Here is a 22386-nt window from a genome sequence, read left to right on the forward strand (position 1 = left end):
CCCGAACAACTCCCTCCTGAACAACTGCCTTACGCCGGCTGCGCGTCCGGTAGTTCCACCAGCCATGGCAGGGCGCCTCGGTCGCTGGCGCCGAGGCGGGCGTAGGCGCTGTACAGGTGGTTGCCGACCGTGCGGACGGAGAGCGTCAGTTTCTCGGCGATCTGGCGGTTGCTCAGGCCGGTTGCGGCGAGGGTGACGATCTGCCGCTGCCGGGTGGTCAGTTCGCCGAGGACCAGGCCGGACAGGGCCGGGGTGCGGGCGCCCTGGCAGCGGCGGACCAGGGCGACGGCACGCGTGCGTGCGGTGCGGGCGGCACGCGGGTCGCGGTGGGCCCGTACGGCATGGGCGTGCGCCTCGGCCGCGAACAGCAGGAAGCCGCGCTGCTCCAGCTCCTGGGCCACTCGGTCAAGGGCGGGGCCGTCGCCACGGTCGAGCGCGGCGGCGTGCTCGGCGAAGACGCCGGTCAGGCGGCCCGCGGCGCGCTCCGGGTCGCCGAGGCGGACGGCGTCGTACGCATCGCCGGAGAGTGCCTGGACACTCCCGTCGAGGTCGCCGCCCCTCGCCTCGACGGTCCCGTCGGCGTGGCCGCGGGCCGCTGTCGGCCGGATGACCGCCCCACCCCCGTGGGGGCGGCCACCCAGGATCTTGTGCGCGGCCGTCGGATCGCCCGACTGGGCCGCGGCGAGGGCGAGTTCGAGACGGCAGGACGGATCGTCACGGCCGTCGAGCAGGCCCTCCCGCGCCCATGCCGCCGCCTCACGCAACTCGCCGCGCAACCGCGCGAACCCGGCGCGCACGGCCGCGTACCCGGACGGCACCGGTACGCCCTCCGCGACCAGCCATTCCCCCACCGGCGTCGGCAGCGCCCGTACGTCAGCTCGTTCGATGGCGTCGGTCAGTGCGGCCTGCTCGGCGTCGAGGGCGGGCCGGCACCGATCCGGCGTACTGGACAGCCGCCTCGCCCGCAGCCGGCCGACCGCGGCCCGCAGCACCGGGCCGTGCAGGGGGTGGGCGAGGCGGACCGCGCCCCGGTCGTCGACGTGGACCAGGGAGTCGGCCTCCAGGCGTTCGAGGGCGCGAAGATCGAGTCGGTACGGCTCCGAGCCCTGTTCCCGCCCCTGTTCCGGACCTTGTTCCGGACTTTGTTCCGGACTCGTTTCTGGAGCCGGTTCCAGATCCAGGGGCAACGGCTCGGCGAAGGCCAGGCGTTCGAGGATCTCGCGCTCTTCGGAGCAGGCACGGTCGAGGATCTGTCCGGTGTGCTCGCGCACCGTAGCGGTGACCGGCACCGGGCCGCGCCACGCCCACTCGTCGGAGTCCGAGTCCGGGCCCGAGTCGGCGACCCGGCTGAGCAGTTTGCGCTCGCGCACCGCGCCCACCAGGGCGCGCAGCAGCCGCAGGTCCCCCCGGCACAGGCGGTGCAGCCGGTTCACGGTGAGGGGTTCGAGGCCACCGCCGCCGACCGCGGTTCCGGCCGCCAGCAGCTGGGCGGTCTCCTCGCGGGGCAGCGGCTCCAGGGTGAGGCGGGGCAGGAGTTCGCCGGTCCACAGCCGGGAGACCGCGCCCGGGACCGGGGCGCCGTCGGTGGTGACGACCAGGAGACGGGTGCGTCCGTGCACCGCCAACTGGTGGACGAGGGCGGCGGAGGCGTCGTCGAGCAGGTGCGCGTCGTCGACCAGGAGCAGCCGTACGCCGGACAGGTGCTGGAAGGCCCCGTGCAGGGAGGCCGACTCCGGTACGAGGTGCGCGAACGCGGCGAAGCGGATCCGGCGCGTCCCGGGAGTGCCGGCCACCCGGGCGCATTCGGTGCCGCGGACGGCCTCGGTGACGAGGCGGGTCTTGCCGCAGCCCGCCGGACCGGTGATCACGAGGCCCTGGCGGCCGGCGGTCAAGGAGCCCCGCACCAGCTCGATCTCGTCCTCCCGGCCGGTGAACGACCAGGGCAACTCCAGGGTCTTCGCGTCACGTTCGAAGTTCGTCACGGCAATAGGAGCGCGGTGACTCGCCCTTGATACAGGGGTACTTGAGTAGCCCTCGACTCAGGCGCCCGGGGCGGGCCGACGGCAGGCTGTCCGCATGACCGCTCGCTACTGCTCCCTCGCGCAGCAGTCGGCCCCCGCCTTCGCCCCGGGGCTGGCCGCCGAGCGGCTCAGTGCGCTCATCGGCGGACGCCGGATGTGGGTCAACGGCACCGTGCTGCACTACTGCTTCTTCGACCGGGACTCGGACGGGTCCGTGATCCCCGATCCGGAGACCGGCGAGACCCGGCGCGTGTCGTGGGTCGGCAGCAAGGAGCAGCAGGACGTCGTGCGCGAGTGCTTCGAGGAGTGGCAGGGCCTCGGCATCGGGCTGTCGTTCGTGGAGGTGGGCGACCGGTCGGAGGCCGAGCTGCGCATCGGGTTCCAGCTCGGCGACGGCTCCTGGTCGACCGTGGGCAAGGACTCGCTCCGGGTCGGCCTCAACGAACGCACCATGAACTTCGGCTGGGACCTGACCGTGCCCGGGGAACGCGGAACGGCCCTGCACGAGATCGGGCACGCGCTCGGCATGCTGCACGAGCACCAGAGCCCGTTCGCCGGCATCCACTGGGACGACGAGGCCGTGTACGCGGATCTGGCGGGCCCGCCGAACTTCTGGAGCCGGGACCGGACGTTCTTCAACATCCTGCGCAAGCTCGATCCGAACGAGGTCAACGGCTCCGCCTGGGATCCGCACTCGATCATGGAGTATCCCTTCTCGGCCGGGCTCATCCTGGAGCCGGAGCAGTTCCGCGCGGGTCTGAACCCGCCGGGTGTGCTGTCCAAGGCCGACAGGGAGTTCGTCCAGCGCTGGTACCCGCCGGCCGAGACGCCGGGGCCGCGGGAGCTGGTGCCGTTCCGTTCGGTGCCGCTGCGGCTGGGTCCGGCGGAGCAGGCCGACTTCGTCGTCGAGCCGCCGGAGACCCGCGAGTACACGGTGGGCACCTTCGGCGACAGCGACACCGTCGTCGTGGTCTTCGAGGAACGGGACGGCGAACCCCGGTACCTCACCGCCCAGGACGACGGCGGCACCCCGGACAACGCCACCGTCAGGGCCCGCCTCGTCAAGGGCCGCCGCTATCACGTCAGAGTGCGCCTCTACTCCAGCTGGGGTTCGGGAGAGACAGCGGTCATGTGCTGGTGACGGCACGGATCGGCTGACGCGCTCGGACGTGAGAGTCCACAGTCCGGCGCCGGGGAAGTGGGCGGGACGCCACCTTCGGGGGAGGGTGACGTCCCGCCCACGCCGACGTCTGGGCACAGCTTGCGCACGGGCTGACCTCACCCTGCACTCAGGGGGCCGCTGCCTACGTTGCGGCGGTTCGCATGCCGAGGGCGAGAAACACCACGGCCGTGATCTTGGCGGCCGTGCGTTTGAAGCGGGGTTTCTGCAGGGTGCGTGAGGCACGCCGGATGAGCACGGTCCAGGCGAGGAGCCAGAGCGTCATCAGCAACGCGTGGGCGGTGGCCGGTGTAAGGATCTGACCGTCGAAGGAGTCATCGGCTTCGATGAACTGGGGAACGAGGGTCAAGTAGATGGAGGCCGCCTTCGGGTTGAGGACGTTGGCGAGCAGGGGTTGGGCGTGGACGGAGTCCGACCGCACTGACGGGCGAGGCGGCGGCCGTTGGCGGTGACGTGCTGGACCAGAAGAACCAGGCTGGCTCTGGGGGGGTGGCAACCAGGGGAAGCACCGCCGGCGGTCTCCCGCACGCCGGGCCGGCCGATTCACCTACGACGCCACTCCCGCGCCAGCAGTTCGTACGACCGCACCCGGTCCGCGTGGAATCAGGACAGTTGCCCGAAAGGATGTCAACGGCGGTCCACTGCGCGGACCGGCTCACTGCCGCTCGAACTGCGCTCGCGCCCCGGTTCCGGCTACCGCGTGGGCCGCCCAGTCCAGGATCTGGACGGCCGCTCCGGCGTCCTCCAGGCCCCGGCAACGGGCGTGGTGGCGGCGGGAGATGGCGTCGAGGTCGAGATGGGCGCCGAAGGCCGGGTGCGCGGCGAGCCGGCGGGCGTAGGCCCACAGGGTGGCGTGCGCGGCGACGCGCTGCACCGCTGCGGCGTCCAGGTGGTGCCGGTGCACGGTGTCGAGTTGGACGAGGGTGACCCACAACTCGACGTCGGCGGCCGTGATCTGATCGCGAATCAGGTATGCGCGCCCGTCCAGCCACCGGTCCAGCGCGCCCAGCGCACGCAGCAGCGTCCCGAGCGCCTCGTCACGCTCCGCCCGCTCGGCGCCGGCCGCCCCCGCGGCCTGTGCGGCCTCCTCGATGTCCTGCGCGCACATCCGCTCGACTGCCTCGATCTCCGACTCCGCGCCGCACGGGTACAGCTCCAGGTGACAGCCGCCGAAGCGCCGGGCGAGGTCGCGGGTGATGTCGGGGGCGTGTGTGCTCACGATGCGCCCGGACCAGTCGTCGCTGAGGACCGGCGCGAGGGCCGGTCCGGCGTACCGGTGGACGCTGGCGTCGTACAGCGGACGCAGCGCTGCGTGCCCGCCGTCGGTGCAGTCGGGAATCGCGGGCAGGAAGGTCGCCGGACACACGTCGTCGAGGCCCAGCAGGCTGTGGGCGACGGCGATGCGCAGGCCGTCCGCACAGGCGGTCGTCAGGTGGAGGCGGTAGCGACGCGGCACGGCGTAGTGGCCGCTGCGCTCGTCCCGGCCGATCCGGCCCCGGAAGGCGGGAGCGGCCGGTGCGGACGGATGGGCGGCCAGCGGTGTGACGGACATGACTCTCCCCGGGGCAGGCGTGTGGACGTACACGTACGGAAGCGACGTGGAGGCTCGGCTCAGGGGGTCAGATCGCGCTGCAGACGCGGAGCAGGTCGATGTGACGGCGGGATGTGAGAAGGGGCGTACGGCTCACTCGACCGGTGACCGACTCAGGACGCCCCATGCTTCCCTACCAATTCACTAGGCAACCTGATGAGAGTGTCGGTCCGCGCGCGGCCCACGTCAAGACGGCGTCCGCGGATTGAGCAGTCACGTTCACGCCGCGCGTACCGACAGGGCGTGGCGGAAGACGTCGCGGGGGTCCCACTTCGCCTTGACGCGCTGGAGGCTGCGGTGGTTGTCGCCGAAGTACAGAGTCTGCCAGGGAGCGCCGGTGTTCCGGGCGGGGTCGGCGAGGTCGGTGTCCGGGTAGTTGATGAATGCGCCGTCGGCCGCCGCCGGGGCGCCGCCGGTGTCGGCGTACAGGTCCTCGTACAGCTCGCGCAGCCAGCCGATGTGCCGGGCGTCGTCCCGGGCGTCCTCCCATCCGTTGACGAAGAACATCTTGATGATCGCGTCGCGGTGGGGGGTCGCGGTCGCGTCCGGCGCCACGGCGTTGACCTTGCCGCCGTGGGTGTAGAGGCTCACGCTGCCGGCCGGGTGGTCGTAGTCGGAGCGGGTGAGGTGGTGGTGCAGGGCGTCGATCTGCCGGTCGCTGAAACGGCGGCGCAGGTAGCCGGACTTGACCTTCAGCCGGTAGAGGGGGCCGGGGTCGCCCGGCGAGCCGGCCAGGGCGGCTGCCAACCGGGCCTGGTTCCGGACGCTGCGCACGGGCTGGACCGGCACGCCCCGGTTGATCGCGGCGAGGTGCTCGTCCAGCATCCGCTCGGCGCCGGAGTCCGCTGCCACCTGCCCGATCATGAGGACCGTCCCCGACGGGCGGCGGGTGAGCGCGAGTTCGCTGTAGAGGGCGAGGTACGGCGAGTCCGGGGCGCTGTGCTTCTCGGCCCACTCCCCGTGGTTGCGGACCAGCCGGGCGAAGGACGTCCTGTCCAGCTTCCGCCAGTCCCAGGTGACCGAGAAGCTCAGCACGCTCGACGGCGGCGCGGGCAGCAGGCCGGACGGGTCGTCGCCGGCGGCGCCGGGGGTGCGGAACCAGTAGCGGGTGACGATGCCGAAGGTGCCGGGTCCGCCGCCGGTGTGCGCCCACCACAAGTCCCGGTGGGGATCGGAGAGTTCGCGGGTGGCCACCACACTGCGTGCCCTGCCCGCCCGGTCCACGACGACCACCTCGACCGCGTGGAGGTGATCGACGGACAGCCCCATCAGCCGGGACAGCGGACCGTAGCCACCGCCCAGGACATGGCCGCCGACGCCCACGTCGGCACACCAGCCGGCCGGAACCGTCACTCCCCAGCCCAGATACAGCCTCCGGTACACCTCACCCAGCAGGGCGCCGGCCTCGACGGCGAAGGCTCGGCGGCCGGGGTCGTAGGAGACACCTGTCATGGCGGACATGTCGACGACCACCTCCACGGCCGGGTCGGCGACGAAGTTCTCGAACCCGTGGCCGCCGCTGCGGACCGTGATCCGGCGGCCGCTGTCGACCGCCTGCTGCACGGCCCGGACGACGTGCGCGGTCGTACCGACCACCCAGACGTGCTCCGGCTCGCCCACGAACCGTCGGTTGTACCCCCGGGACGCCAGGGACCGGTACCGCGGATCACCTTGCCCGACCATCGCCGGTCCGGGCGGCGGGGGGCAGGACACCTCGTCCGCAGCCGCGACCGCTCCCGCGACCGTCCCGGGCGCCACGACCCCCGCCGTCGTGGCGACCAGGCCGCCGCGCAGCACGTTCCTCCTGCTCATTGCCCCCATGACCGCTCCCCCAAGTCCCTTGGAATTCCTGGCTTCCTCCTGCCACGAAGCTAGGCGGTGAAGGTGCCGAGGGCAGTCGTCCCAGCCCCCCGGTTCACGGTGGTGCCAGCACCCCGATCGAGCGACGGCCGACGGCGAAATTCACGTGCCTCGCGACGGCGGTCGGCAGTACCGTCCCGGTGTGATCGATGAAGACGGCTACTTCGGAGAGAACATCGCGGCCACCTACGACACGTCAGTGGCGGACATGTTCCGCGCCGACGTGGTGAGCCCCGCGGTCGACCTGCTGGCCGGACTCGCCGGCGACGGCCCGGCGCTCGAACTCGGCATCGGCACCGGCCGGATCGCGCTGCCGCTCGCCGGCCGCGGGGTCCCGGTGCACGGCATCGACCTGTCCCGCGCCATGGTGGACCGGCTGCGTGCGAAGCCCGGCGGTGACGCCGTCGAGGTGACGATCGGGGACTTCGCGACGACGCGGGTGGCGGGCGAGTTCGCGCTCGCCTACCTCGTGTTCAACACGATCGGCAATCTGACGACCCAGGACGCCCAGGTCGACTGCTTCCGCAACGCCGCCGCCCATCTGCGGCCCGGTGGCTGCTTCGTGGTGGAGGTGGGCATGCCCGCTCTGCGCAGGCTGCCGCCCGGGCAGAGCGCCGTACCGTTCCACATCAGCGACACCCAGTGGGCGTTCGACACCTACGACGTCGCCACTCAGGCGATGAGCTCCAACTACGTCACCATCGTGGACGGCCGTGCCGAGCACTGGTCCATCCCGTTCCGGTACGTCTGGCCGGCCGAGCTGGACCTGATGGCCCGGCTCGCCGGTCTGCGGCTGCGCGACCGGTGGGAGAACTGGACGCGCGAGCCGTTCACGAGCGAGAGCGGCAAGCATGTGTCGGTGTGGGAGAAGCCGGCTGACTGATGCGAGCGCCGCCGACGAGCTGTGGGACGCCGGTCAGGGGTTCGTCCAGGCATCGGGGTCGTCCGCGAGGCTCAGGACGTCGTCAGGCAGCTTGGCCGCTGCCACGTGGGCCAGAGTGACCTCGCCGAGGATCTTGCGGACGTTCGCGCGTACGGCGATCCACAGCGGCAGCAGGGACTCCGCGGGGCCGATGTAGGAGAGGTCCGGCGGGCGTACGCCGCGCACCGAGACCAGGGGGCCGTCGGCCACGCGGATCACGTCCGCGATGGGGATCGAGTCGGCCGGACGGGCGAGCCGGTAGCCGCCTTTGCCGCCGCGCTGACTGACCACGAGTCCGCCGCGACGCAGGTCCCCGAGGATGCCCTCCAGGAACTTGTGCGGGATGCCCTGGGCCGCCGCGATCGCTTCGGCCTTGAGCGAGGTGTCGTCACCGGCCGCGGCCAGCTCCAACGCCGCCCGCACCGCATAGTCCGCCCTCGCCGAGATCCGCATGCTGAGATTATCCATCACTGCCGCGCTCGTCCCCACCGGCCGACCCGTCGGGTCAGGCGGGAAGGCTGAACGGCGGGTGCGCCCCGTTGAGGAAGTAGTCCCCGACCTCGCGCAGTCTGTGGGCGATCGGCTCACGCAGGGTGTGCGTGCGGGTGTCGCGCCAGAAGCGGTCCAGGCCGTGCCGGGCGAAGGCGGCGGGCGCGCCGACGGCGTCCAGGGCCCGGGCGGTGATCTCCTGCGCGGCCCGGGAGGCGGCGGCCTCGGCAGCGCTCGCGAGGACGGCGATCTCCGCGCACTCCTCGTCGTCGAGGTCCTCGCCCCGCGCCAGACCGCGGTTCAGGGCGTCCACCGCCTGGTCCGCGAGGGCCGAGGCGGCACGTGCGCCAACGGCGAGCTCACCGAAGGCCGTCAGCACGTACGGGTCCTGTGGCGGGTGCCCCGGCCAGGGTTGCGGGGAGAACGGCTGCCAGGGGGACCGCACCGCCCGTCCGTGCTCGCGGACTTCGCCGAGCAGCCCCTCGGCGACGCCGAGGCAGAAGTGGGCGGAGACCAGCCGTGCGGTCGGTGCGGCGAGGCCGGCGAAGGGTGACAGAGCGCCCTCGTCGGAGGAGAGGGAGCCGAGCACGTCGTCGGCCACGACCGGCACGGCGTCGAACCCGACATCGCCGGCGGCTGCCAGCCGCCGGCCGAAGGTGTCGCCGCCGCTGCCGCTCACGAGGCCCGGGTGCGCGGGGTCGACCAGGACGGCGAGGGGCTCGCCGATGCCGGGCACGGCGGCGCGGACCACCAGCCGGTCGGCGACCCCGACTCCGGAGCCGTACCGCTGATGGCCGTCCAGCAGATAGCCGTTGGCCGTGGGGGTCAGCATGAGCGGCGGTTCCTGCGAGGCGATACCGCCGCCCCAGTACCACTCCCCCGCCGTGAAGGCCCGCTCGATCCGCGCGGCGCGGTCGGGGCCGGCGAAGAACCGGACGCAGAAGGACAGGAAGTAGTGGCTGCCCAACAGGTGGCCGATGGCCCCGTCGGCAGCGGCGATGGTCCGGACGACGGTGTAGGCGGTGCGCCAGTCCGCGCCGCCTCCGCCGCGTTCGGCCGGTACGAGCAGCGTGAGCATGCCCGATTCGCGCAGCCGGGCGACCTCGTCGAGGGGTGGCTTGCCGGCCTGCTCGCGCTCGACCGCGTCCGTGGCGAGGTCGTCCGCCAGCTCACGGGCCGTGTGCAGCCAGTCGACACACCTCGTTCCTGTTTCGGTTGTCATGGCGGACTTCCTTCATGGCCGAAGAGAACGCGGTGTCTGGCTGCCCGGCCGACCGGGTCAGCGTCATCCTCACTCGCTCCACCGACCAGGGTCAACACTTCCCTAGTAATTCGATAGGAAATCTAGGGAATATATGCCCCTCGTGGCCGATTACCGCTCAGCGAAGGGGATCTGAGCCTCGGGGCGAGGTGCCGTCGCGCTGCGGAACGGGTGGCTCCACAGCCCTTGCGCCTCCAGTCGCGGCAACACGCCCTCGCCGAACGAGTACGCCTCCTCCAGGTGCGGATAGCCGGAGAGCACGAACTCGTCGATGCCCAGCCGGTGGTACTCGGCGATCCGCTCGGCGACCTCGTCGTGACTGCCGACGAGCGCGGTGCCCGCCCCGCCACGCACCAGCCCGATACCGGCCCACAGGTTCGGGTAGATCTCCAGGTCGTCACTGCCGCCGCCGTGCAGGGCGAGCATGCGCCGCTGTCCCTCGGACTCGCTGCGGGCGAGGCCGGCCTGTACGGCCCGCACGGTCTCCGTGTCGAATCCGGCCAGCAGCCGCCCGGCCTCCGCCCACGCCTGCCCGGCGGTGTCCCGGGTGATGACGTGCAGACGGATGCCGAAGCGGACGCCGCGGCCCTCCTTCTCGGCCAGCGCCCGGATCCAGGCGATCTTCTCGGCGACGGCGGCCGGCGGCTCTCCCCAGGTGAGGTAGACGTCGACGTGCCGGGCGGCGATCTCCCCGGCGATCGGTGAGGAGCCGCCGAAGTACACCTCGGGGACCGGGTCGGGCACCCGGGCCAGCCTCGCGTCCTCGACCTGGAGGTGCTCGCCGACCAGGTCGACGGTCTTGCCCTCCCACAACTCCCGCACGATCTGCAGGAATTCACCGGTACGGCGGTACCGGTCGTCCTTGTCGAGGAAGTCGCCGTAGGCGCGCTGCTCGTGGGTCTCGCCGCCCGTGACGACGTTCAGCAGGAGCCGTCCGCCGGACTGGCGCTGGAAGGTGGCCGCCATCTGCGCCGCGAGGGTCGGCGAGACGAAGCCGGGCCGGAACGCGACCAGGAACTTCAGGCGCTCAGTGTGCCGGCTGACCATGGCGGTGGTGAGCCAGGCGTCCTCGCACCAGGCGCCGGTGGGGGTGAGCGCGCCGACGAAGCCCAGATCCTCTGCCGCGCGGGCGATCTGGCTGAGGTAGGCGACCGTCGGCGGCCGGTCCCGGCCGGATGCCGTCGCGGGGGTGCCGTGGCCGCCGCCGACGACGTGGCGGCTGTCGCCGTTGGTGGGCAGGAACCAGTGGAAGGTCAGGGACACGCGGGGCTCCGATCGGGGAGGCGGTTGAGGGGAACGGCCGTCAGAGCAGGCCGTGCCGGGGCGGCCTGGTGCCGTTCAGCACGTAGCGGCCGATGTACTGGACCTTCCAGCGGGCCGGATCGTGCAGGGTGTGGGTGCGGGCGTCGCGCCAGTGGCGGTGCAGGCCAAGGGAGTCGAGGGCGGAGCGGGTGCCGGCCACCTCGAAGAGGGCACTGCCGACCTCCAGGGCCGCCTCCGCCGCCGTCACCTTGGCGGCTGCCACGGCGATGGAGGCCTCGGCTGCCGAGTCGTCGGTCAGGTCGGCGCGGGCGGCGTCCACGGAGCGTGCCGCGGTGACGAGCAGCGCGTCGGCGGCCCGCACCCGGATCGCCAGTTCGCCGAAGCGCTGGATCAGCAGCGGGTCGTCGGCTGCGGTGGCGTGGCCTTCGTCGACGCTCTCGAACCAGGGGCGGCTCTTCGTGCGGACGAACTCCACGGCCTCGGCCAGCGCTCCGGAGGCGATCCCCGCATCGATGGCAGCGTGCAGCAACTGGGCCACTGCCCCGTGGAGTTGGGGCCCCCGGAAGGTGAGGTGGTGCGGCACCACGTGGGCGGCGGGCACGGGCACCGAATCCAGGCGGACGGTGCCGCTGGCGGTGGTGCGCTGGCCCATGCCGTCCCAGTCGTCCACGACCGTGAGGCCGGGTGCGTCCCGCGGCACGTACGCCACGTGCAGGTTGTCGTCGTCGGCGCGGGCGAGGACGGGGATCCAGTCGGCGAACAGGGCGCCGGTCGAGTAGTGCTTGACGCCGTCGAGGACGTACGAACCGTCCGGGCGGCGCCTGAGCCGGGTACGGATGTCCTGGACGTGGCTGGTGCCCGCCTCGGACTGGGCGTTGCCGAACCGCTTTCCCGCCAGTACCTCGCCGAAGAGGAACTCCTGCTGCTCCCGCGTCCCCTGCCGGCGCAGCACGCCCACGTACACGAAGTGGCTCTGCGGGATCTGGGCGAGGCTGGCGTCGGCCGAGGCCACCAGCCGGAAGATCTCGGCGAGGGTCTCCGTACGGACGTCCGCGCCGCCGAACTCCGCGGGCACCGTCACACCCAGCAGCCCGGAGGCGGACAGCCGCTCCAGTTCCGGGTGCGGAAGCCGGCGCCGCGCGTCCCGCTCGGCGGCGTCCTTGCGGAAGTCCGCGGCCAATTCGGCGGCGACGCCGAGGGCCTCGGCGTCGCCGGCGACCACGGTCGCCGCGGTCATCCGGTGGCCGCCAGGACCGTCGGACGGCCACCGAGGGCGAGCGAGAACTGGTCGGTGACCTGGGCCAGGGCCTCGGCGGCGCCGGGCGCGACGGTCAGGGTGCCGTCGTCGGCGACGGTGATCTCCTTGTCGAGCGTGAACCAGCCCGGCGTGATGTGAGCGGGGCCCATGGAGTTCAGGACCGGGCGCAGGGCGTAGTCGATGGCCAGGACGTGGGCGGTGGTGCCGCCGGTGGCCAGCGGCAGGACCGTCTTGCCCGCCAGCGCGTACTGCGGGAGCAGGTCGAGCAGCGACTTCAGCAGGCCGGAGTAGGCGGCCTTGTAGACGGGAGTGCCGATCACGATGCCGTCCGCCTGCTCGAAGAGGGCGGTGGCCTCGACGATCGCCGGGTGCCGGAACTGGGCGTGCAGCAGGGCCTCCGGCGGGAGCGCGCGGACGTCGAGCGGGATCACGTCGTGGCCCTGGGCGATCAGCCGGTCGTCCAGGTGACGCAGCAGGCGCGCGGTGCGGGAGGCGGCGGAGGGGCTGCCGGAGACGGAGAGGATGGTGGCCATGGGAGGACCTTTCAGGAGTACCAGGTGGGCTGCGGCAGTTCGCCGGTGAGGACGTGGCGGCCGATCTCGCGGCGCTTGTAGGCGACGGGATCGTGGAGGGTGTGAGTGCGGACGTTGCGCCAGAAGCGGTCCAGGCCCTCGGCGGAGGCGGTGGCGCGGGCGCCGGTCACCTCGAAGATGCGGTTGGTGACCTCCAGGGCCACATCGGTGGCGCGGGCCTTCACCGCGGCCACCCGCACCTCGAACCCGCCGCGGGCCTGTTCGGTGACCGCGTCGGGGTCGTCGTGCAGCTTCTGCCCCTCGGCAGCCACGGCGTCGGTCAGCGCTTCGGCGGCCCACAGCTTGGCGGTGAGGTCGCCATAGGTGTCGATGACGTACGGCTCGTCGACGGCGTGCTCGTGGCCGCCGTGCAGCCAGGCGCGGGACTTGGTCCGGGTGTAGCCGGCGGCGGTCTCCAGGGCGCCTGCGGCGATGCCGAGGTAGAAGCTGACGAAGACGAGCTGGATGGTCGGCACGTTCAGGGTGTTGTAGACGCGCGGCCGGAACGTCTTGCCCGCATAGCCCGCGGCGGCCGACCAGGGGACGCGTACGGCGTCGAGAGTGACGCCGCCGCTCTCGGTGAGGCGCTGGCCGATGTTGTCCCAGTCGTCGTGGAAGGTCAGGCCCTCGCTGTCGGACGGGACGATGGCGAACACGTGGTCGTCGGTGCCCTCCAGGACGCCTTCGAGCACGGTGACGTCGGAGACCTTGCTGCCGGTGGAGAAGGACTTGCGGCCGCTGAAGGTGAGGGTGTCGCCCTCGTCCTTCACCACCACGTCCTCGTCGCGCGGGTTGACCGCGCCTCCGAAGAACCACTGGTTGCGGGCGGCCTCGGCCGCCACGTGCTCCCACTGTTCGCGGGTGGCGACCAGGCGGGCGGCCCAGTTCCACAGGTAGTGGTAGCCGAGCAGCTGGCCGATGGAGCCGTCCGCCTTGGCGACCTCGCGGACGACGCGGTAGGCGGTGGGCCAGTCCTGGCCCGCGCCGCCGTGCTCGACGGGGCCGAGGAGGGTGACCAGGCCGGCGTCCTTCAGCAGCTGGACCTCGGCGTACGGGGTGGCGGCGGCCTTGTCGCGGGCGGCGGCGTCGGTGGCGAGGACTGCGGCGACCTCGGCGGCACGGGCGAGCCAGCCCTCGGTGTCCTTCGGGGCGGGGGCGGTCTTCCAGTCGGCCGGTGCGGCGGTGCTCATGGGAACCTTTTCGTCTCGGGTGGGGGCGCGGATGCGGGTGGCGGTCAGGCGTGGGCGGCGGCGACGGGCTCCGACTCGGCCTCCTGGGCCTCCAGTTCGCGGACGAGGGGCAACACCCGCTTGCCGAAGTACTCGACCTCTTCCAGGTAGTGCAGGAAGCCGAGGAGGAAGAGGTCGACGCCGAGCCGCTTGTAGGCGACGATCCGCTCGGCGATCTGCTCGGGCGTGCCGATCAGACCCGTGCGGAAGCCGTCGTTGTACTGGACCAGGTCCTCGAAGCTGGAGTCCTGCCACATGCCCTTGCCGTCGGCGGTGGACGGACCGGCCTGCTGGACGGCGTCGCGGAAGCCGTGGACGGCCTCGGTGTTGGCCTTGGCGACGATCTCGCGGAGCGTCTCGCGGGCCTCGGCCTCGGTGTCGCGGGCGATGAGGAAGCCGTTGAGCCCGAACTTCGGTGCGCTGCGGCCCGCTCGGGCGGCGGAGGCGCGGACGTCGTTGATCTGCTCGGTGACGCCGTCGAAGTCCTTGCCGTTGCTGAAGTACCAGTCGGAGACACGGCCGGCCATGGCGCGGGCGGCGGTGGAATTGCCGCCCTGGAAGATCTCCGGGTGCGGCCGCTCGGGGGTGTTGAGCGGCTTGGGCTTGAGGGTGAAGTCGCGTACCCGGTAGAAGTCCCCGGCGAGTTCGGCGTGGTCCTCGGTCCAGATCCTGCGCAGCGCGCTGATGAACTCCTCGGCGCGCCGGTAGCGCTCGTCGTGCTCCAGCCAGGGTTCGCCGAGGGCGGTGAACTCGCCCTTGAACCAGCCGCTGACGACGTTGACGGCGAAGCGGCCGTTCGACAGGTGGTCGGCGGTGGCACCGAGTTTGGCGAGGACGCCGGGGTTCCACAGACCGGGGTGTACGGCGGCGATGACCTTCAGGCGCTGGGTGGCGAGGAGCAGGGCGAGGCTGAAGCTGGTCGACTCGTGCTGGAACTCGGCGCCGTAGCCGGCCATGTAGCGGACCTGGCTGAGGGCGTAGTCGAAGCCGTTGTTCTCGGCGAGGACGGCGAGCTCGCGGTTGTAGTCGTAGCCCCAGTCGGTGCGCTGCTCGATGGTGCTGGTGACCAGGCCGCCGCTGACGTTCGGCACCCAGTAGGCGAAGCGCAGGGGGTCGGATCCGGGCCATACGGGCATGGGGAACTCCTGGCATGACTGCGCACGCGAAATGGGCGCGTGCGTGGCAGGGAAACGTGTTCAGTGATCGGGATTCAGGCGTGCGGAATCGCCGTCCCGGGGAAAGCCGAAATCACCGCGGAAATCGGCCGGCAGTGAAATGCGCGAAGAGAGCGGCGCGAGTGCGAGGGGATTCCCTCGGTGCGCTCAGACCCGACAGCGACAGCAGGAGCTGGAGACACGCGCGAGGTCGACATGGCGTCGCCGCGTGAGGTCCTGTCGCTTCATGCCATCGATCAAAGCAGCGGGTACTCAGGCAGGTCAAGAATGCCCGGTTGGGATTCCACATTCTGAGAGTCGGTATTCACGAGGTTGTGACGGGGTTTCCCTTGAACGCGGCGCGCGGCCCGGGTCATGAGCGTGCAGGCCGCGGTCGACCGGCTGCGCGGCGCGGCTGGCGACCAGCACCGCATCAGCCGGATGGTCCGGCTCGGCACCGTCGACACGGCCACCGTCTCGCTGGTCAATCCGACGGTGCGGGAGTTCCGGGCCTCGCACCCGGCCACCCGGGTCGAACTGGTCGGCGCGCAGCAGCCCGAGATCCAGCGTGGGCTGCTGGAGGGTGCGTTCGGTCTGGGGCTGGTGAACTACCCCGAGCCCACTGAACCGCTGCGCGGCCGGCCGGTGGTGTGCGTGCGTCCGGACAGTCCGCCGGCCGCCCTGGAGGCGGTGGACGCGGACAGCCTGCTCGCCGAACCGCTGGTGGTGTCCTTCTCCTACTCCACCGACGGCGCCGAGATGGGCAACCTGATGGTCGCCGAGGGACTGGGGGCGACCGTGCTGCCCGACTTCAGTGTCATCGGGGACCCTCCCCAGCTTTCGGCCGGGGGACCCCCATTCGCTGCGCTCGCGGCGGGGCGCGATCACCGTACGGCCGCTCGCCGGCGACGCGACCGACGTGCTTCTGGCGTTCCGCAGGGCGCTGGCCCAGCTGCCGCCCACCGTCACGGTCGAGTGGCACCGCACGACCGCGACCGCGGTCACCCGTCCCCCGGACGGCCCGCAGCACGTGCACCTGGCCGACCGCGCCACACCCCTCGCCGCCGACCTGGTGGTCCTGGCCCAGGGACACATCGGCTCCACCCCCGCCGCGGAACACCGCGCCCACGCCGCCTTCGCCCGCCGCCACGGCCGCTTCCACCTGCCGCCCGAGTTCTCCGCCGACGCCGACCTGTCCGCACTGCGGCCCGGCGAGCACGTCGTCCTGCGTGGCTTCGGGCTCGCCTTCATCGACCTGATGGCCCTGCTCACCGAGGGCCGCGGCGGCACGTACCGCACCGAGACCGACGGCAGCCTGACCTACCTGCCGTCGGGCCGCGAGCCCGTACTCCACGTCGGATCGCGGCGGGGAGTGCCGTACCACTCCAAGACCCGCTACCAGCTCCAGGGACCCAGGCCACCGATGCCCCGGCACTTCGGTCCCGAAGCGGTCGACGCGCTGCTCGCCGAGGGGCGCCCGCTGGATCTGCGGCGCGATGTGTGGCCGCTGATGGCCAAGGAGATCGGCTTCGGCCACTACCACGAGCTCTTCCACGCTCACCCGGAGCGCACCGCCGTCCCCTGGCCGGACTTCGTCGCCGCCTACGACCGTCTGGACTGGTACGCCGACGACATGGCCGACCTCGTCGCCGCGGCCGTACCCGACCCGGCGGACCAGCTGGACTTCGAGACACTTGACCACCCCCTGGACGGTCTCGCCTTCCCCGCGCCGGACGCCGTCCAGGCGCACTTGCGGGAGCGGATCGCCCGGGACGTCGCCCGCCGTGAGGACCCGGAGTTCAGTGCCGACCTCTGGGCGTTCCTCGCGCTGCTCTCCATCTACGAGCAGCTGCCCCGCCTGCTGGCCGGCGGACGGCTGACCGCTCGGTCCGTCGCCGAGCAGCTCGACGGCTGGTGGCACGGGTTCTTCAGCTTCCTGGCCTCCGGGCCGCCCGGCTTCCGGCTGCGCCAGCTGCTCGCGCTGTCCCGGGCCGGGGTCGTCCGCTTCCTGGGCGCCGGCATCCGGATCGGCACCGACGAGGCGACCGGCACCTTCACCGCGGCCGGCGCCACCGTCCCCGGGTACACGCTCCACGCGACCGCCCTGATCGAGGCGTATCTGCCCCGCGCCTCCCTCGACCGCACCGAGTACCCCCTCCTGCGTGACCTGCACCGGGCGGGCGCCCTCACCGAGGAGGTCATCGCCGACCCCACGCACACCCACCAGTCCGGCCTGCTGGCCGTCTCCGCCGCGGACGGCCACGTCCTCGACCCGTCCCTCGGCCGCACGCACCCACGCCGTATCGCCCTCGGCGCCCCCACCAACAGCCGGGCCGTCGCCGCGTTCGCCCGCCCGCGCACGAACGCCCCCGCCTTCCGCCAGAACGACGCGGTGGCGCGTGCGCTGCTGTGCGCCCCTGAGCTCGCAGTTCCCAAAGGGAGAGATGGCAAGGTCCACTATGTGAAATCCCTCTTGGGGTGAGCGCCACCTTCTGCCACGATCCCCATCAACCAGGTAGGAAAACTAGGAATCGGTGGAGTGGGGGTGGCCATGACTGTGCGCGTTCACGCAAGCCTCGTCCGGCCCCTTCTGACCTCGCGTCGCCACATCGATTTCGCGCGTACGTCCAGCGCCATCTGTCGGCTCGTCTGAAGCCGTTCGCGGAGCGTGCCCGTGCTCCGCGCAAGCGCCGCCGTTCTCCGACGTACTCCCGCACTCCCCTGTCACTCATTCCGAGAGGACACCTCCGTGTCTGCCGCAAGACCGCTCACCACCCTGCGCACCTTCGCCGCCATAGCGGCGCTCCCTCTGCTGCTGACCGCCTGCGGCTACGGCGCCGACTCCACCGACGACGGCAAGCAGGCCGAGGTCGCGGCGGACGCCAAGAAGCTCTCCGTCGACGAGGTGAAGATCGGCTACTTCCCCAACCTCACGCACGCCACCGCGCTGGTGGGCGTCCAGGAGGGCCTGTTCCAGAAGGAGCTCGGCGGCACCACGATCAAGCCCTCGACGTTCAACGCCGGGCCTTCGGAGATCGAGGCGCTGAACTCCGGCTCCATCGACATCGGCTGGATCGGCCCGTCCCCCGCGATCAACGGCTACACCAAGGCGGCCGGGAAGAACCTGCGGATCATCTCCGGCTCGGCCTCCGGCGGGGTGAAGCTCGTCGTCAACCCGGAGAAGATCAAGTCCCTCAAGGACGTCAAGGGCAAGAAGATCGCCACGCCGCAGCTCGGCAACACGCAGGACGTGGCGCTGCTCAACTGGATCTCCGAGCAGGGCTGGAAGGTCGACGCGGAGAGCGGCAAGGGTGACGTCTCGGTCGTCCGCACCGACAACAAGATCACGCCTGACGCCTACAAGTCCGGCTCGATCGACGGCGCGTGGGTGCCGGAGCCGACCGCGTCCAAGCTGGTCGCCGAGGGCGGCAAGGTGCTGCTCGACGAGGCCGACCTGTGGCCGGACAAGAAGTTCGTGATCACGAACATCATCGTGCGGCAGGAGTTCCTCAAGGAGCACCCGGACGTCGTCGAGGCCTTGCTGCGCGGTTCGGTGAAGACCAACGAGTGGATCAACGCCAACCCGGACAAGGCCAAGGCCTCCGCGAACAAGGCCCTGGAGGAGCTCTCCGGCAAGGCCCTGCCCGCCGAGGTCATCGACCCGGCGTGGAAGTCGATCACCTTCCTCGACGACCCGCTGGCCGCGACCCTCGACAGCGAGGCGGAGCACGCGGTGAAGGCCGGCCTGCTGGAGGAGCCCGACCTGAAGGGCATCTACGACCTCACGCCGCTCAACAAGGTCCTCAAGGCCGACGGCAAGGACGAGGTCGACGACGCCGGTCTCGGCGCCAAGTAACCACCGCGTCCGCCCAGTTCCCAGGAGGTGACGACCATGGCCACCCTGACGGCCACGACCGCGAAGGTCGCCGAGGACGCCGCGGCGGTGACGTATGCCGCCCGTGTCGAGCATATCTCGAAGTCCTTCGCCGGCCCCGCCGGGCAGCAACTCGTCCTCGACGACATCACCCTCGATGTCGCGCCCGGCGAGTTCGTCACCCTCCTGGGGGCTTCCGGCTGCGGCAAGTCGACGCTGCTGAACCTGGTCGCGGGGCTGGATCGGCCGTCCGCCGGTTCGATCGGCACGGACGGCCGGCCCGCCCTGATGTTCCAGGAACACGCGCTGTTCCCCTGGCTGACCGCCGGCAAGAACATCGAGCTCGCGCTCAAGCTGCGCGGGGTCGCCAAGGCGGAACGCCGCCCCGAGGCGGAGCGGCTGCTCGAACTCGTCCGGTTGAAGGGCGCGTACGGCAAGCGGGTGCACGAGCTGTCGGGCGGGATGCGGCAGCGGGTTGCCCTGGCCCGGGCGCTGGCCCAGGACAGCCGGCTGCTGCTGATGGACGAGCCGTTCGCCGCACTCGACGCCATCACCCGTGACGTCCTGCACGACGAGCTCACCCGCATCTGGCGCGAGACGGGCGTGTCCGTCCTGTTCGTCACGCACAACGTGCGCGAGGCGGTCCGCCTGGCCCAGCGTGTGGTGCTGCTGTCCTCGCGGCCCGGCCGGATCGCGCGGGAGTGGACGGTCGACATCCCGCACCCGCGACGCATCGAGGACACGGCGGTCGCCGAGCTGTCCGTCGAGATCACCGAAGAACTGCGTGGGGAGATCCGCCGCCATGGCCGGCACTGACAACCGCGTCGACATCAAGGTCGACGTCACCAAGGACGGCCCCGAGACCGCCGGGGCGCCGCAGGATCCCAGTGATCTGGCGGGACTTGAGGCCGGTCTCGACGCGCTGGATGCGGTGCGGGTGGACCGTACGCCGTTGCGCGAGACCCTGGTCCGCAAGGTGCTGCCGCCCGTCACCGCTGTCGCATTGGTGCTGGTGGTCTGGCAGTTGCTGGTGTGGGCCGAGGTCGCCCCCGACTACAAGCTGGCCTCGCCGTCCGACGTGTGGGGCGAGGTCCGCGAGGCCTGGCTCCAGGGCACGTTGCTCGACTACATCTGGACATCCGTCTCTCGCGGCCTCATCGGATTCCTCCTCGCTCTCGCCATCGGTACGCCGCTCGGTCTGCTGGTCGCCCGGGTGAGGTTCGTCCGGGCGGCCATCGGCCCCATCCTGTCGGGCCTTCAGTCGCTGCCGTCGGTGGCCTGGGTGCCGCCGGCCGTGCTCTGGCTGGGCCTCAACAACTCGATGATGTACGCCGTGATCCTGCTCGGCGCGGTCCCGTCCATCGCCAACGGCCTCGTCGCGGGCATCGACCAGATCCCCCCGCTGTTCCTGCGCGCCGGAAGGACCCTGGGCGCGACCGGGCTGCGCGAGGCCTGGCACATCGTGATGCCGGGGGCGCTCCCGGGCTATCTCGCCGGCCTGAAGCAGGGCTGGGCGTTCTCCTGGCGGTCACTGATGGCCGCCGAAATCATCGCCTCCTCCCCCGATCTCGGAGTCGGCCTCGGCCAGTTGCTGGAGAACGGCCGCAACAACAGCAGCATGCCTCAGGTGTTCCTGGCCATCTTCCTGATCCTCCTCGTCGGAATCGCCATCGACCTGCTGATCTTCAGCCCGCTGGAGCGGCGGGTGCTGCGGGGGCGGGGGCTGTTGGTGGCTCGCTGAAGGGGCGGTGGGGCTGGGCCTCGACGGCGGCGGCCGCACGGGGGTGCCGCAGTGCGGCGGGCCCTGGGCCGGCTGGGCTGGGCTGGGCTGGGCTGGGCTGGGCTGGGCTGGGCCGAGGTTGGCCGAGCCAAGCCCGGGGTCAAACCAGGCTGGATCGAGCCAGCCGGACCAAGGCGGCCGAGGGCCCTAGCTATTCTGAACCGAGGCTGCCTGAACTGAGGCAAGCCCGGGTCCGGGCCGGACCGAGCCGGAACGAGCCATACCCCGGTCGGACCAGGCGAGATCGAGCCAAGCCGGACCAAGGCAACTGAGGCAGCCCCCAGCTGGGCCGCACCGAAGCTGCCTGGACCAAGCCGAGCCCGGGTCCGGGCCGGACCGAGCGTCGGACGAGCCATGCCAGGTCGCGCCAGGCTAGATCAAGCCAAGACCAAGACGGCCGAGGCAGGCCCCAACTGGGCCGGGATGACCGAGCCGAGCAATGCCTGGACAGACCGAGCCGGCCAGGTCGGGCGGACCGAGCCGACTCCGCGGATCGCGGCCCCACTGCCCACTGCCCACTGTCGGTCGCACGCCGCCCCCTTGGCCCCCGCGGGTCCACCGCCGCACGCCGTCCGCAACAGTCCCGGTGAAACACCCCCAGGAAGTGCGCCCACCTGGTTCGCCGACGCCGGAGTCCAACTCCACGTCCTGCGCAGGATTGTGCTGGGCGCACCGCGCTCGCGAAATGGTCAGGGCCGGTTTCGGATGCCTCCGAAACCGGCCCTGACCTGTGACTGTCTCCAGTCGGGACGACAGGATTTGAACCTGCGACCCCTTGACCCCCAGTCAAGTGCGCTACCAAGCTGCGCCACGTCCCGATGCCTGCCCCGCGGCGAACCGCGTGATCATGCAGGTCAACCCTACCTCATGGGCTGCCCCGCCCAGCCGGTCCGACCTCTTGACCAATTATTGCCGCCATCTATAATTGCCTAACTCAAGGAGGGCCGGTCCACTGCGGGGCAGGCCCACGGGCCGCGACCGAACGGAAGCCATATGTCCCTCCTGACCCGGCCTGCGGTGGCCGGCCTCGTCGCCAAGGTCATGCAGCGGGTGACCGTCATGGCGGACCGGCGTTCCAGCGGCCGGGGCTCGGCCGCCGCCTCGCACGCCCGCTTCCCCGAATGTCCGCGCAGGATACGGGAGTTGACGATCCCCACATCGATCGCTCCCGCCCGGGCCACGGTATATCTGCCCGCCCATGACGAGCCGGCCCCGCCCGTGCACGTCAACTTCCACGGTGGCGGCTACGTCATGACACTGACCGAGCTGGACGATCCGCTGTGCCGGTTCCTCGCCGCCGAGGCGGGGGCGGTCGTGATCAACGTGGACTATGTCGTCGCGCCGCAGCATCCGTTCCCGGCGCCGCCCCGGCAGGCCTACGAGATCGTTCGGTGGGTCGCGGCGCACGGCACCGAGGAGGGGTGGGACGGCGGACGGCTCACCGTGGGCGGGCAGAGCGCCGGCGGCGGGCTCGCGGCGGCCGTGGCGCGGCAGGCCTTCGAGGAGGGCGGGCCGTCGATCGCGCTCCAGGTGCTGCACTATCCGCCGCTCGACCTGGCGACGGGCGTCCGGAACAAGCGCGCCGCAATCGCCGAGCCGATGCTGCGGCCCTGGATGGGCGACGTCTTCGACACGTCGTACGTCCCGGATGTCCGGCGGCGCCTCGATCCCCTCGTGTCCCCGGCGCACCCTTCGGACACCGCGGATCTGAAAGGCATCGCGCCCGCGCTGGTGATCACCGCCGAACACGACCTGCTCCGGGCCGAGGGCGTGCGTTACGCGGAGCGGCTCCGGGGCGTCGGTGCGCTGGTCGACCACCATGAGGTGCGCGGCGCCGATCACGGGTACGACGGGACCGACGACCAGAAGGCGCGGGACGTTTACACGATCATCACGCGGCGGATCCGGGAGGCCGTCGAGGTCTGACGGAAC

General features: G+C 71.6%; 20 protein-coding genes, 1 tRNA gene and 1 pseudogene. 8 read left to right on the plus strand and 14 right to left on the minus strand.

All coding sequences use genetic code 11. The annotated features are described in order from the left end of the window. Nucleotides 1–29 precede the first annotated feature (29 nt). Nucleotides 30–1982, minus strand: coding sequence for a LuxR C-terminal-related transcriptional regulator (locus ACZ7L5_RS11680; protein WP_471516450.1), 1953 nt, complete (start codon nt 1980–1982; stop codon nt 30–32). 94 nt (nt 1983–2076) lie between these two features. Between ACZ7L5_RS11680 and absR1 the strand changes: the two genes are divergently transcribed. Next, the gene (gene absR1 / locus ACZ7L5_RS11685; RefSeq protein WP_471516451.1) at nt 2077–3162 is read left to right on the plus strand and encodes a beta-glucuronidase AbsR1; all 1086 of its coding nucleotides are present in this window, start codon (nt 2077–2079) and stop codon (nt 3160–3162) included. A 163-nt stretch (nt 3163–3325) separates the two neighbouring features. Here the strand turns inward: absR1 and ACZ7L5_RS11690 are convergent, their stop codons facing one another. The 4 genes from ACZ7L5_RS11690 to ACZ7L5_RS11705 form a co-directional block, all read right to left on the minus strand. Next, nucleotides 3326–3622 (minus strand): LysE family translocator, encoded by a 297-nt coding sequence (locus tag ACZ7L5_RS11690; protein ID WP_471516452.1) that lies wholly within the window; start codon nt 3620–3622, stop codon nt 3326–3328. 234 nt (nt 3623–3856) lie between these two features. Beyond that, complete coding sequence (locus ACZ7L5_RS11695; RefSeq protein WP_471516453.1) at nt 3857–4753, minus strand: glutathione S-transferase C-terminal domain-containing protein; 897 nt, start codon at nt 4751–4753, stop codon at nt 3857–3859. A gap of 67 nt (nt 4754–4820) precedes the next feature. Beyond that, nucleotides 4821–4919, minus strand: coding sequence for a putative leader peptide (locus ACZ7L5_RS11700; protein ID WP_328877807.1), 99 nt, complete (start codon nt 4917–4919; stop codon nt 4821–4823). Between the two features lie 92 nt (nt 4920–5011). After that, the gene (locus tag ACZ7L5_RS11705; protein WP_471516454.1) at nt 5012–6604 is read right to left on the minus strand and encodes an FAD-binding oxidoreductase; all 1593 of its coding nucleotides are present in this window, start codon (nt 6602–6604) and stop codon (nt 5012–5014) included. A gap of 190 nt (nt 6605–6794) precedes the next feature. Between ACZ7L5_RS11705 and ACZ7L5_RS11710 the strand changes: the two genes are divergently transcribed. Beyond that, nucleotides 6795–7535 (plus strand): class I SAM-dependent DNA methyltransferase, encoded by a 741-nt coding sequence (locus ACZ7L5_RS11710; protein WP_471516455.1) that lies wholly within the window; start codon nt 6795–6797, stop codon nt 7533–7535. 33 nt (nt 7536–7568) lie between these two features. Here the strand turns inward: ACZ7L5_RS11710 and ACZ7L5_RS11715 are convergent, their stop codons facing one another. The 8 genes from ACZ7L5_RS11715 to ACZ7L5_RS11750 all read right to left on the minus strand — a co-directional run bounded on the left by ACZ7L5_RS11715 (nt 7569) and on the right by ACZ7L5_RS11750 (nt 15049). Further along, the gene (locus ACZ7L5_RS11715) at nt 7569–8027 is read right to left on the minus strand and encodes an RrF2 family transcriptional regulator (protein ID WP_328877811.1); all 459 of its coding nucleotides are present in this window, start codon (nt 8025–8027) and stop codon (nt 7569–7571) included. 52 nt (nt 8028–8079) lie between these two features. Beyond that, a complete protein-coding gene (locus ACZ7L5_RS11720; protein WP_471516456.1) occupies nt 8080–9285 on the minus strand; it encodes an acyl-CoA dehydrogenase family protein in 1206 nt (401 codons plus the stop codon). A 150-nt stretch (nt 9286–9435) separates the two neighbouring features. Then, on the minus strand, nt 9436–10587 hold the full coding sequence (locus ACZ7L5_RS11725; RefSeq protein WP_471516457.1) for an LLM class flavin-dependent oxidoreductase: 1152 nt from the start codon (nt 10585–10587) through the stop codon (nt 9436–9438). Between the two features lie 40 nt (nt 10588–10627). Continuing rightward, entirely contained in the window at nt 10628–11824 is a 1197-nt protein-coding gene (locus ACZ7L5_RS11730; RefSeq protein ID WP_471516458.1) for an SfnB family sulfur acquisition oxidoreductase, read from the minus strand. Continuing rightward, nucleotides 11821–12378, minus strand: a complete 558-nt coding sequence (gene ssuE / locus ACZ7L5_RS11735) for an NADPH-dependent FMN reductase (RefSeq protein ID WP_471516459.1) — start codon at nt 12376–12378, stop codon at nt 11821–11823. Before ssuE ends, ACZ7L5_RS11730 begins: the two co-directional genes overlap by 4 nt. Nucleotides 12379–12389: 11 nt before the next feature. Then, nucleotides 12390–13607, minus strand: a complete 1218-nt coding sequence (locus tag ACZ7L5_RS11740; RefSeq protein WP_471516460.1) for an acyl-CoA dehydrogenase family protein — start codon at nt 13605–13607, stop codon at nt 12390–12392. 44 nt (nt 13608–13651) lie between these two features. Further along, a complete protein-coding gene (sfnG, locus tag ACZ7L5_RS11745) occupies nt 13652–14782 on the minus strand; it encodes a dimethylsulfone monooxygenase SfnG (protein WP_471516461.1) in 1131 nt (376 codons plus the stop codon). A gap of 186 nt (nt 14783–14968) precedes the next feature. Then, nucleotides 14969–15049 carry a putative leader peptide gene (locus ACZ7L5_RS11750; RefSeq protein WP_351078001.1) on the minus strand — a complete coding sequence of 27 codons (81 nt, stop codon included), beginning with the start codon at nt 15047–15049 and terminating at the stop codon, nt 14969–14971. Between the two features lie 123 nt (nt 15050–15172). Here ACZ7L5_RS11750 and ACZ7L5_RS11755 point away from each other — a divergent pair. The 5 genes and pseudogenes from ACZ7L5_RS11755 to ACZ7L5_RS11775 all read left to right on the plus strand — a co-directional run. Then, nucleotides 15173–17282, plus strand: a pseudogene (locus tag ACZ7L5_RS11755) (LysR substrate-binding domain-containing protein); the annotation flags it as partial. 69 nt (nt 17283–17351) lie between these two features. Further along, nucleotides 17352–17453 (plus strand): putative leader peptide, encoded by a 102-nt coding sequence (locus tag ACZ7L5_RS11760; protein WP_471516462.1) that lies wholly within the window; start codon nt 17352–17354, stop codon nt 17451–17453. A 96-nt stretch (nt 17454–17549) separates the two neighbouring features. Continuing rightward, nucleotides 17550–18656, plus strand: a complete 1107-nt coding sequence (locus ACZ7L5_RS11765; RefSeq protein ID WP_471516463.1) for an ABC transporter substrate-binding protein — start codon at nt 17550–17552, stop codon at nt 18654–18656. Nucleotides 18657–18692: 36 nt separating this feature from the next. Then, nucleotides 18693–19490 (plus strand): ABC transporter ATP-binding protein, encoded by a 798-nt coding sequence (locus ACZ7L5_RS11770; protein ID WP_471516464.1) that lies wholly within the window; start codon nt 18693–18695, stop codon nt 19488–19490. After that, a complete protein-coding gene (locus ACZ7L5_RS11775; protein ID WP_471516465.1) occupies nt 19477–20415 on the plus strand; it encodes an ABC transporter permease in 939 nt (312 codons plus the stop codon). Before ACZ7L5_RS11770 ends, ACZ7L5_RS11775 begins: the two co-directional genes overlap by 14 nt. Before the next feature lie 783 nt (nt 20416–21198). On the opposite strand, the gene ACZ7L5_RS11780 is transcribed toward ACZ7L5_RS11775, so the two are convergent. Beyond that, nucleotides 21199–21272, minus strand: a tRNA-Pro gene (locus ACZ7L5_RS11780). A gap of 175 nt (nt 21273–21447) precedes the next feature. Between ACZ7L5_RS11780 and ACZ7L5_RS11785 the strand changes: the two genes are divergently transcribed. Then, complete coding sequence (locus tag ACZ7L5_RS11785) at nt 21448–22380, plus strand: alpha/beta hydrolase (RefSeq protein WP_471516466.1); 933 nt, start codon at nt 21448–21450, stop codon at nt 22378–22380. Nucleotides 22381–22386 lie beyond the last annotated feature (6 nt).

The organism is Streptomyces sp. NPDC107528 (assembly GCF_055639295.1).

Excerpts from the sequence above, each read along its gene's own strand:
- absR1 (WP_471516451.1), top strand. The coding sequence starts at position 2,077 with ATGACCGCTCGCTACTGCTCCCTCGCGCAGCAGTCGGCCCCCGCCTTC.
- ACZ7L5_RS11695 (WP_471516453.1), bottom strand. The coding sequence starts at position 4,753 with ATGTCCGTCACACCGCTGGCCGCCCATCCGTCCGCACCGGCCGCTCCC.
- ACZ7L5_RS11700 (WP_328877807.1), bottom strand. The coding sequence starts at position 4,919 with ATGGGGCGTCCTGAGTCGGTCACCGGTCGAGTGAGCCGTACGCCCCTT.
- ACZ7L5_RS11705 (WP_471516454.1), bottom strand. The coding sequence starts at position 6,604 with ATGAGCAGGAGGAACGTGCTGCGCGGCGGCCTGGTCGCCACGACGGCG.
- ACZ7L5_RS11715 (WP_328877811.1), bottom strand. The coding sequence starts at position 8,027 with ATGCGGATCTCGGCGAGGGCGGACTATGCGGTGCGGGCGGCGTTGGAG.
- ACZ7L5_RS11720 (WP_471516456.1), bottom strand. The coding sequence starts at position 9,285 with ATGACAACCGAAACAGGAACGAGGTGTGTCGACTGGCTGCACACGGCC.
- ACZ7L5_RS11730 (WP_471516458.1), bottom strand. The coding sequence starts at position 11,824 with ATGACCGCGGCGACCGTGGTCGCCGGCGACGCCGAGGCCCTCGGCGTC.
- ssuE (WP_471516459.1), bottom strand. The coding sequence starts at position 12,378 with ATGGCCACCATCCTCTCCGTCTCCGGCAGCCCCTCCGCCGCCTCCCGC.
- ACZ7L5_RS11740 (WP_471516460.1), bottom strand. The coding sequence starts at position 13,607 with ATGAGCACCGCCGCACCGGCCGACTGGAAGACCGCCCCCGCCCCGAAG.
- sfnG (WP_471516461.1), bottom strand. The coding sequence starts at position 14,782 with ATGCCCGTATGGCCCGGATCCGACCCCCTGCGCTTCGCCTACTGGGTG.
- ACZ7L5_RS11750 (WP_351078001.1), bottom strand. The coding sequence starts at position 15,049 with ATGAAGCGACAGGACCTCACGCGGCGACGCCATGTCGACCTCGCGCGT.
- ACZ7L5_RS11760 (WP_471516462.1), top strand. The coding sequence starts at position 17,352 with ATGACTGTGCGCGTTCACGCAAGCCTCGTCCGGCCCCTTCTGACCTCG.
- ACZ7L5_RS11770 (WP_471516464.1), top strand. The coding sequence starts at position 18,693 with ATGGCCACCCTGACGGCCACGACCGCGAAGGTCGCCGAGGACGCCGCG.
- ACZ7L5_RS11775 (WP_471516465.1), top strand. The coding sequence starts at position 19,477 with ATGGCCGGCACTGACAACCGCGTCGACATCAAGGTCGACGTCACCAAG.
- ACZ7L5_RS11785 (WP_471516466.1), top strand. The coding sequence starts at position 21,448 with ATGTCCCTCCTGACCCGGCCTGCGGTGGCCGGCCTCGTCGCCAAGGTC.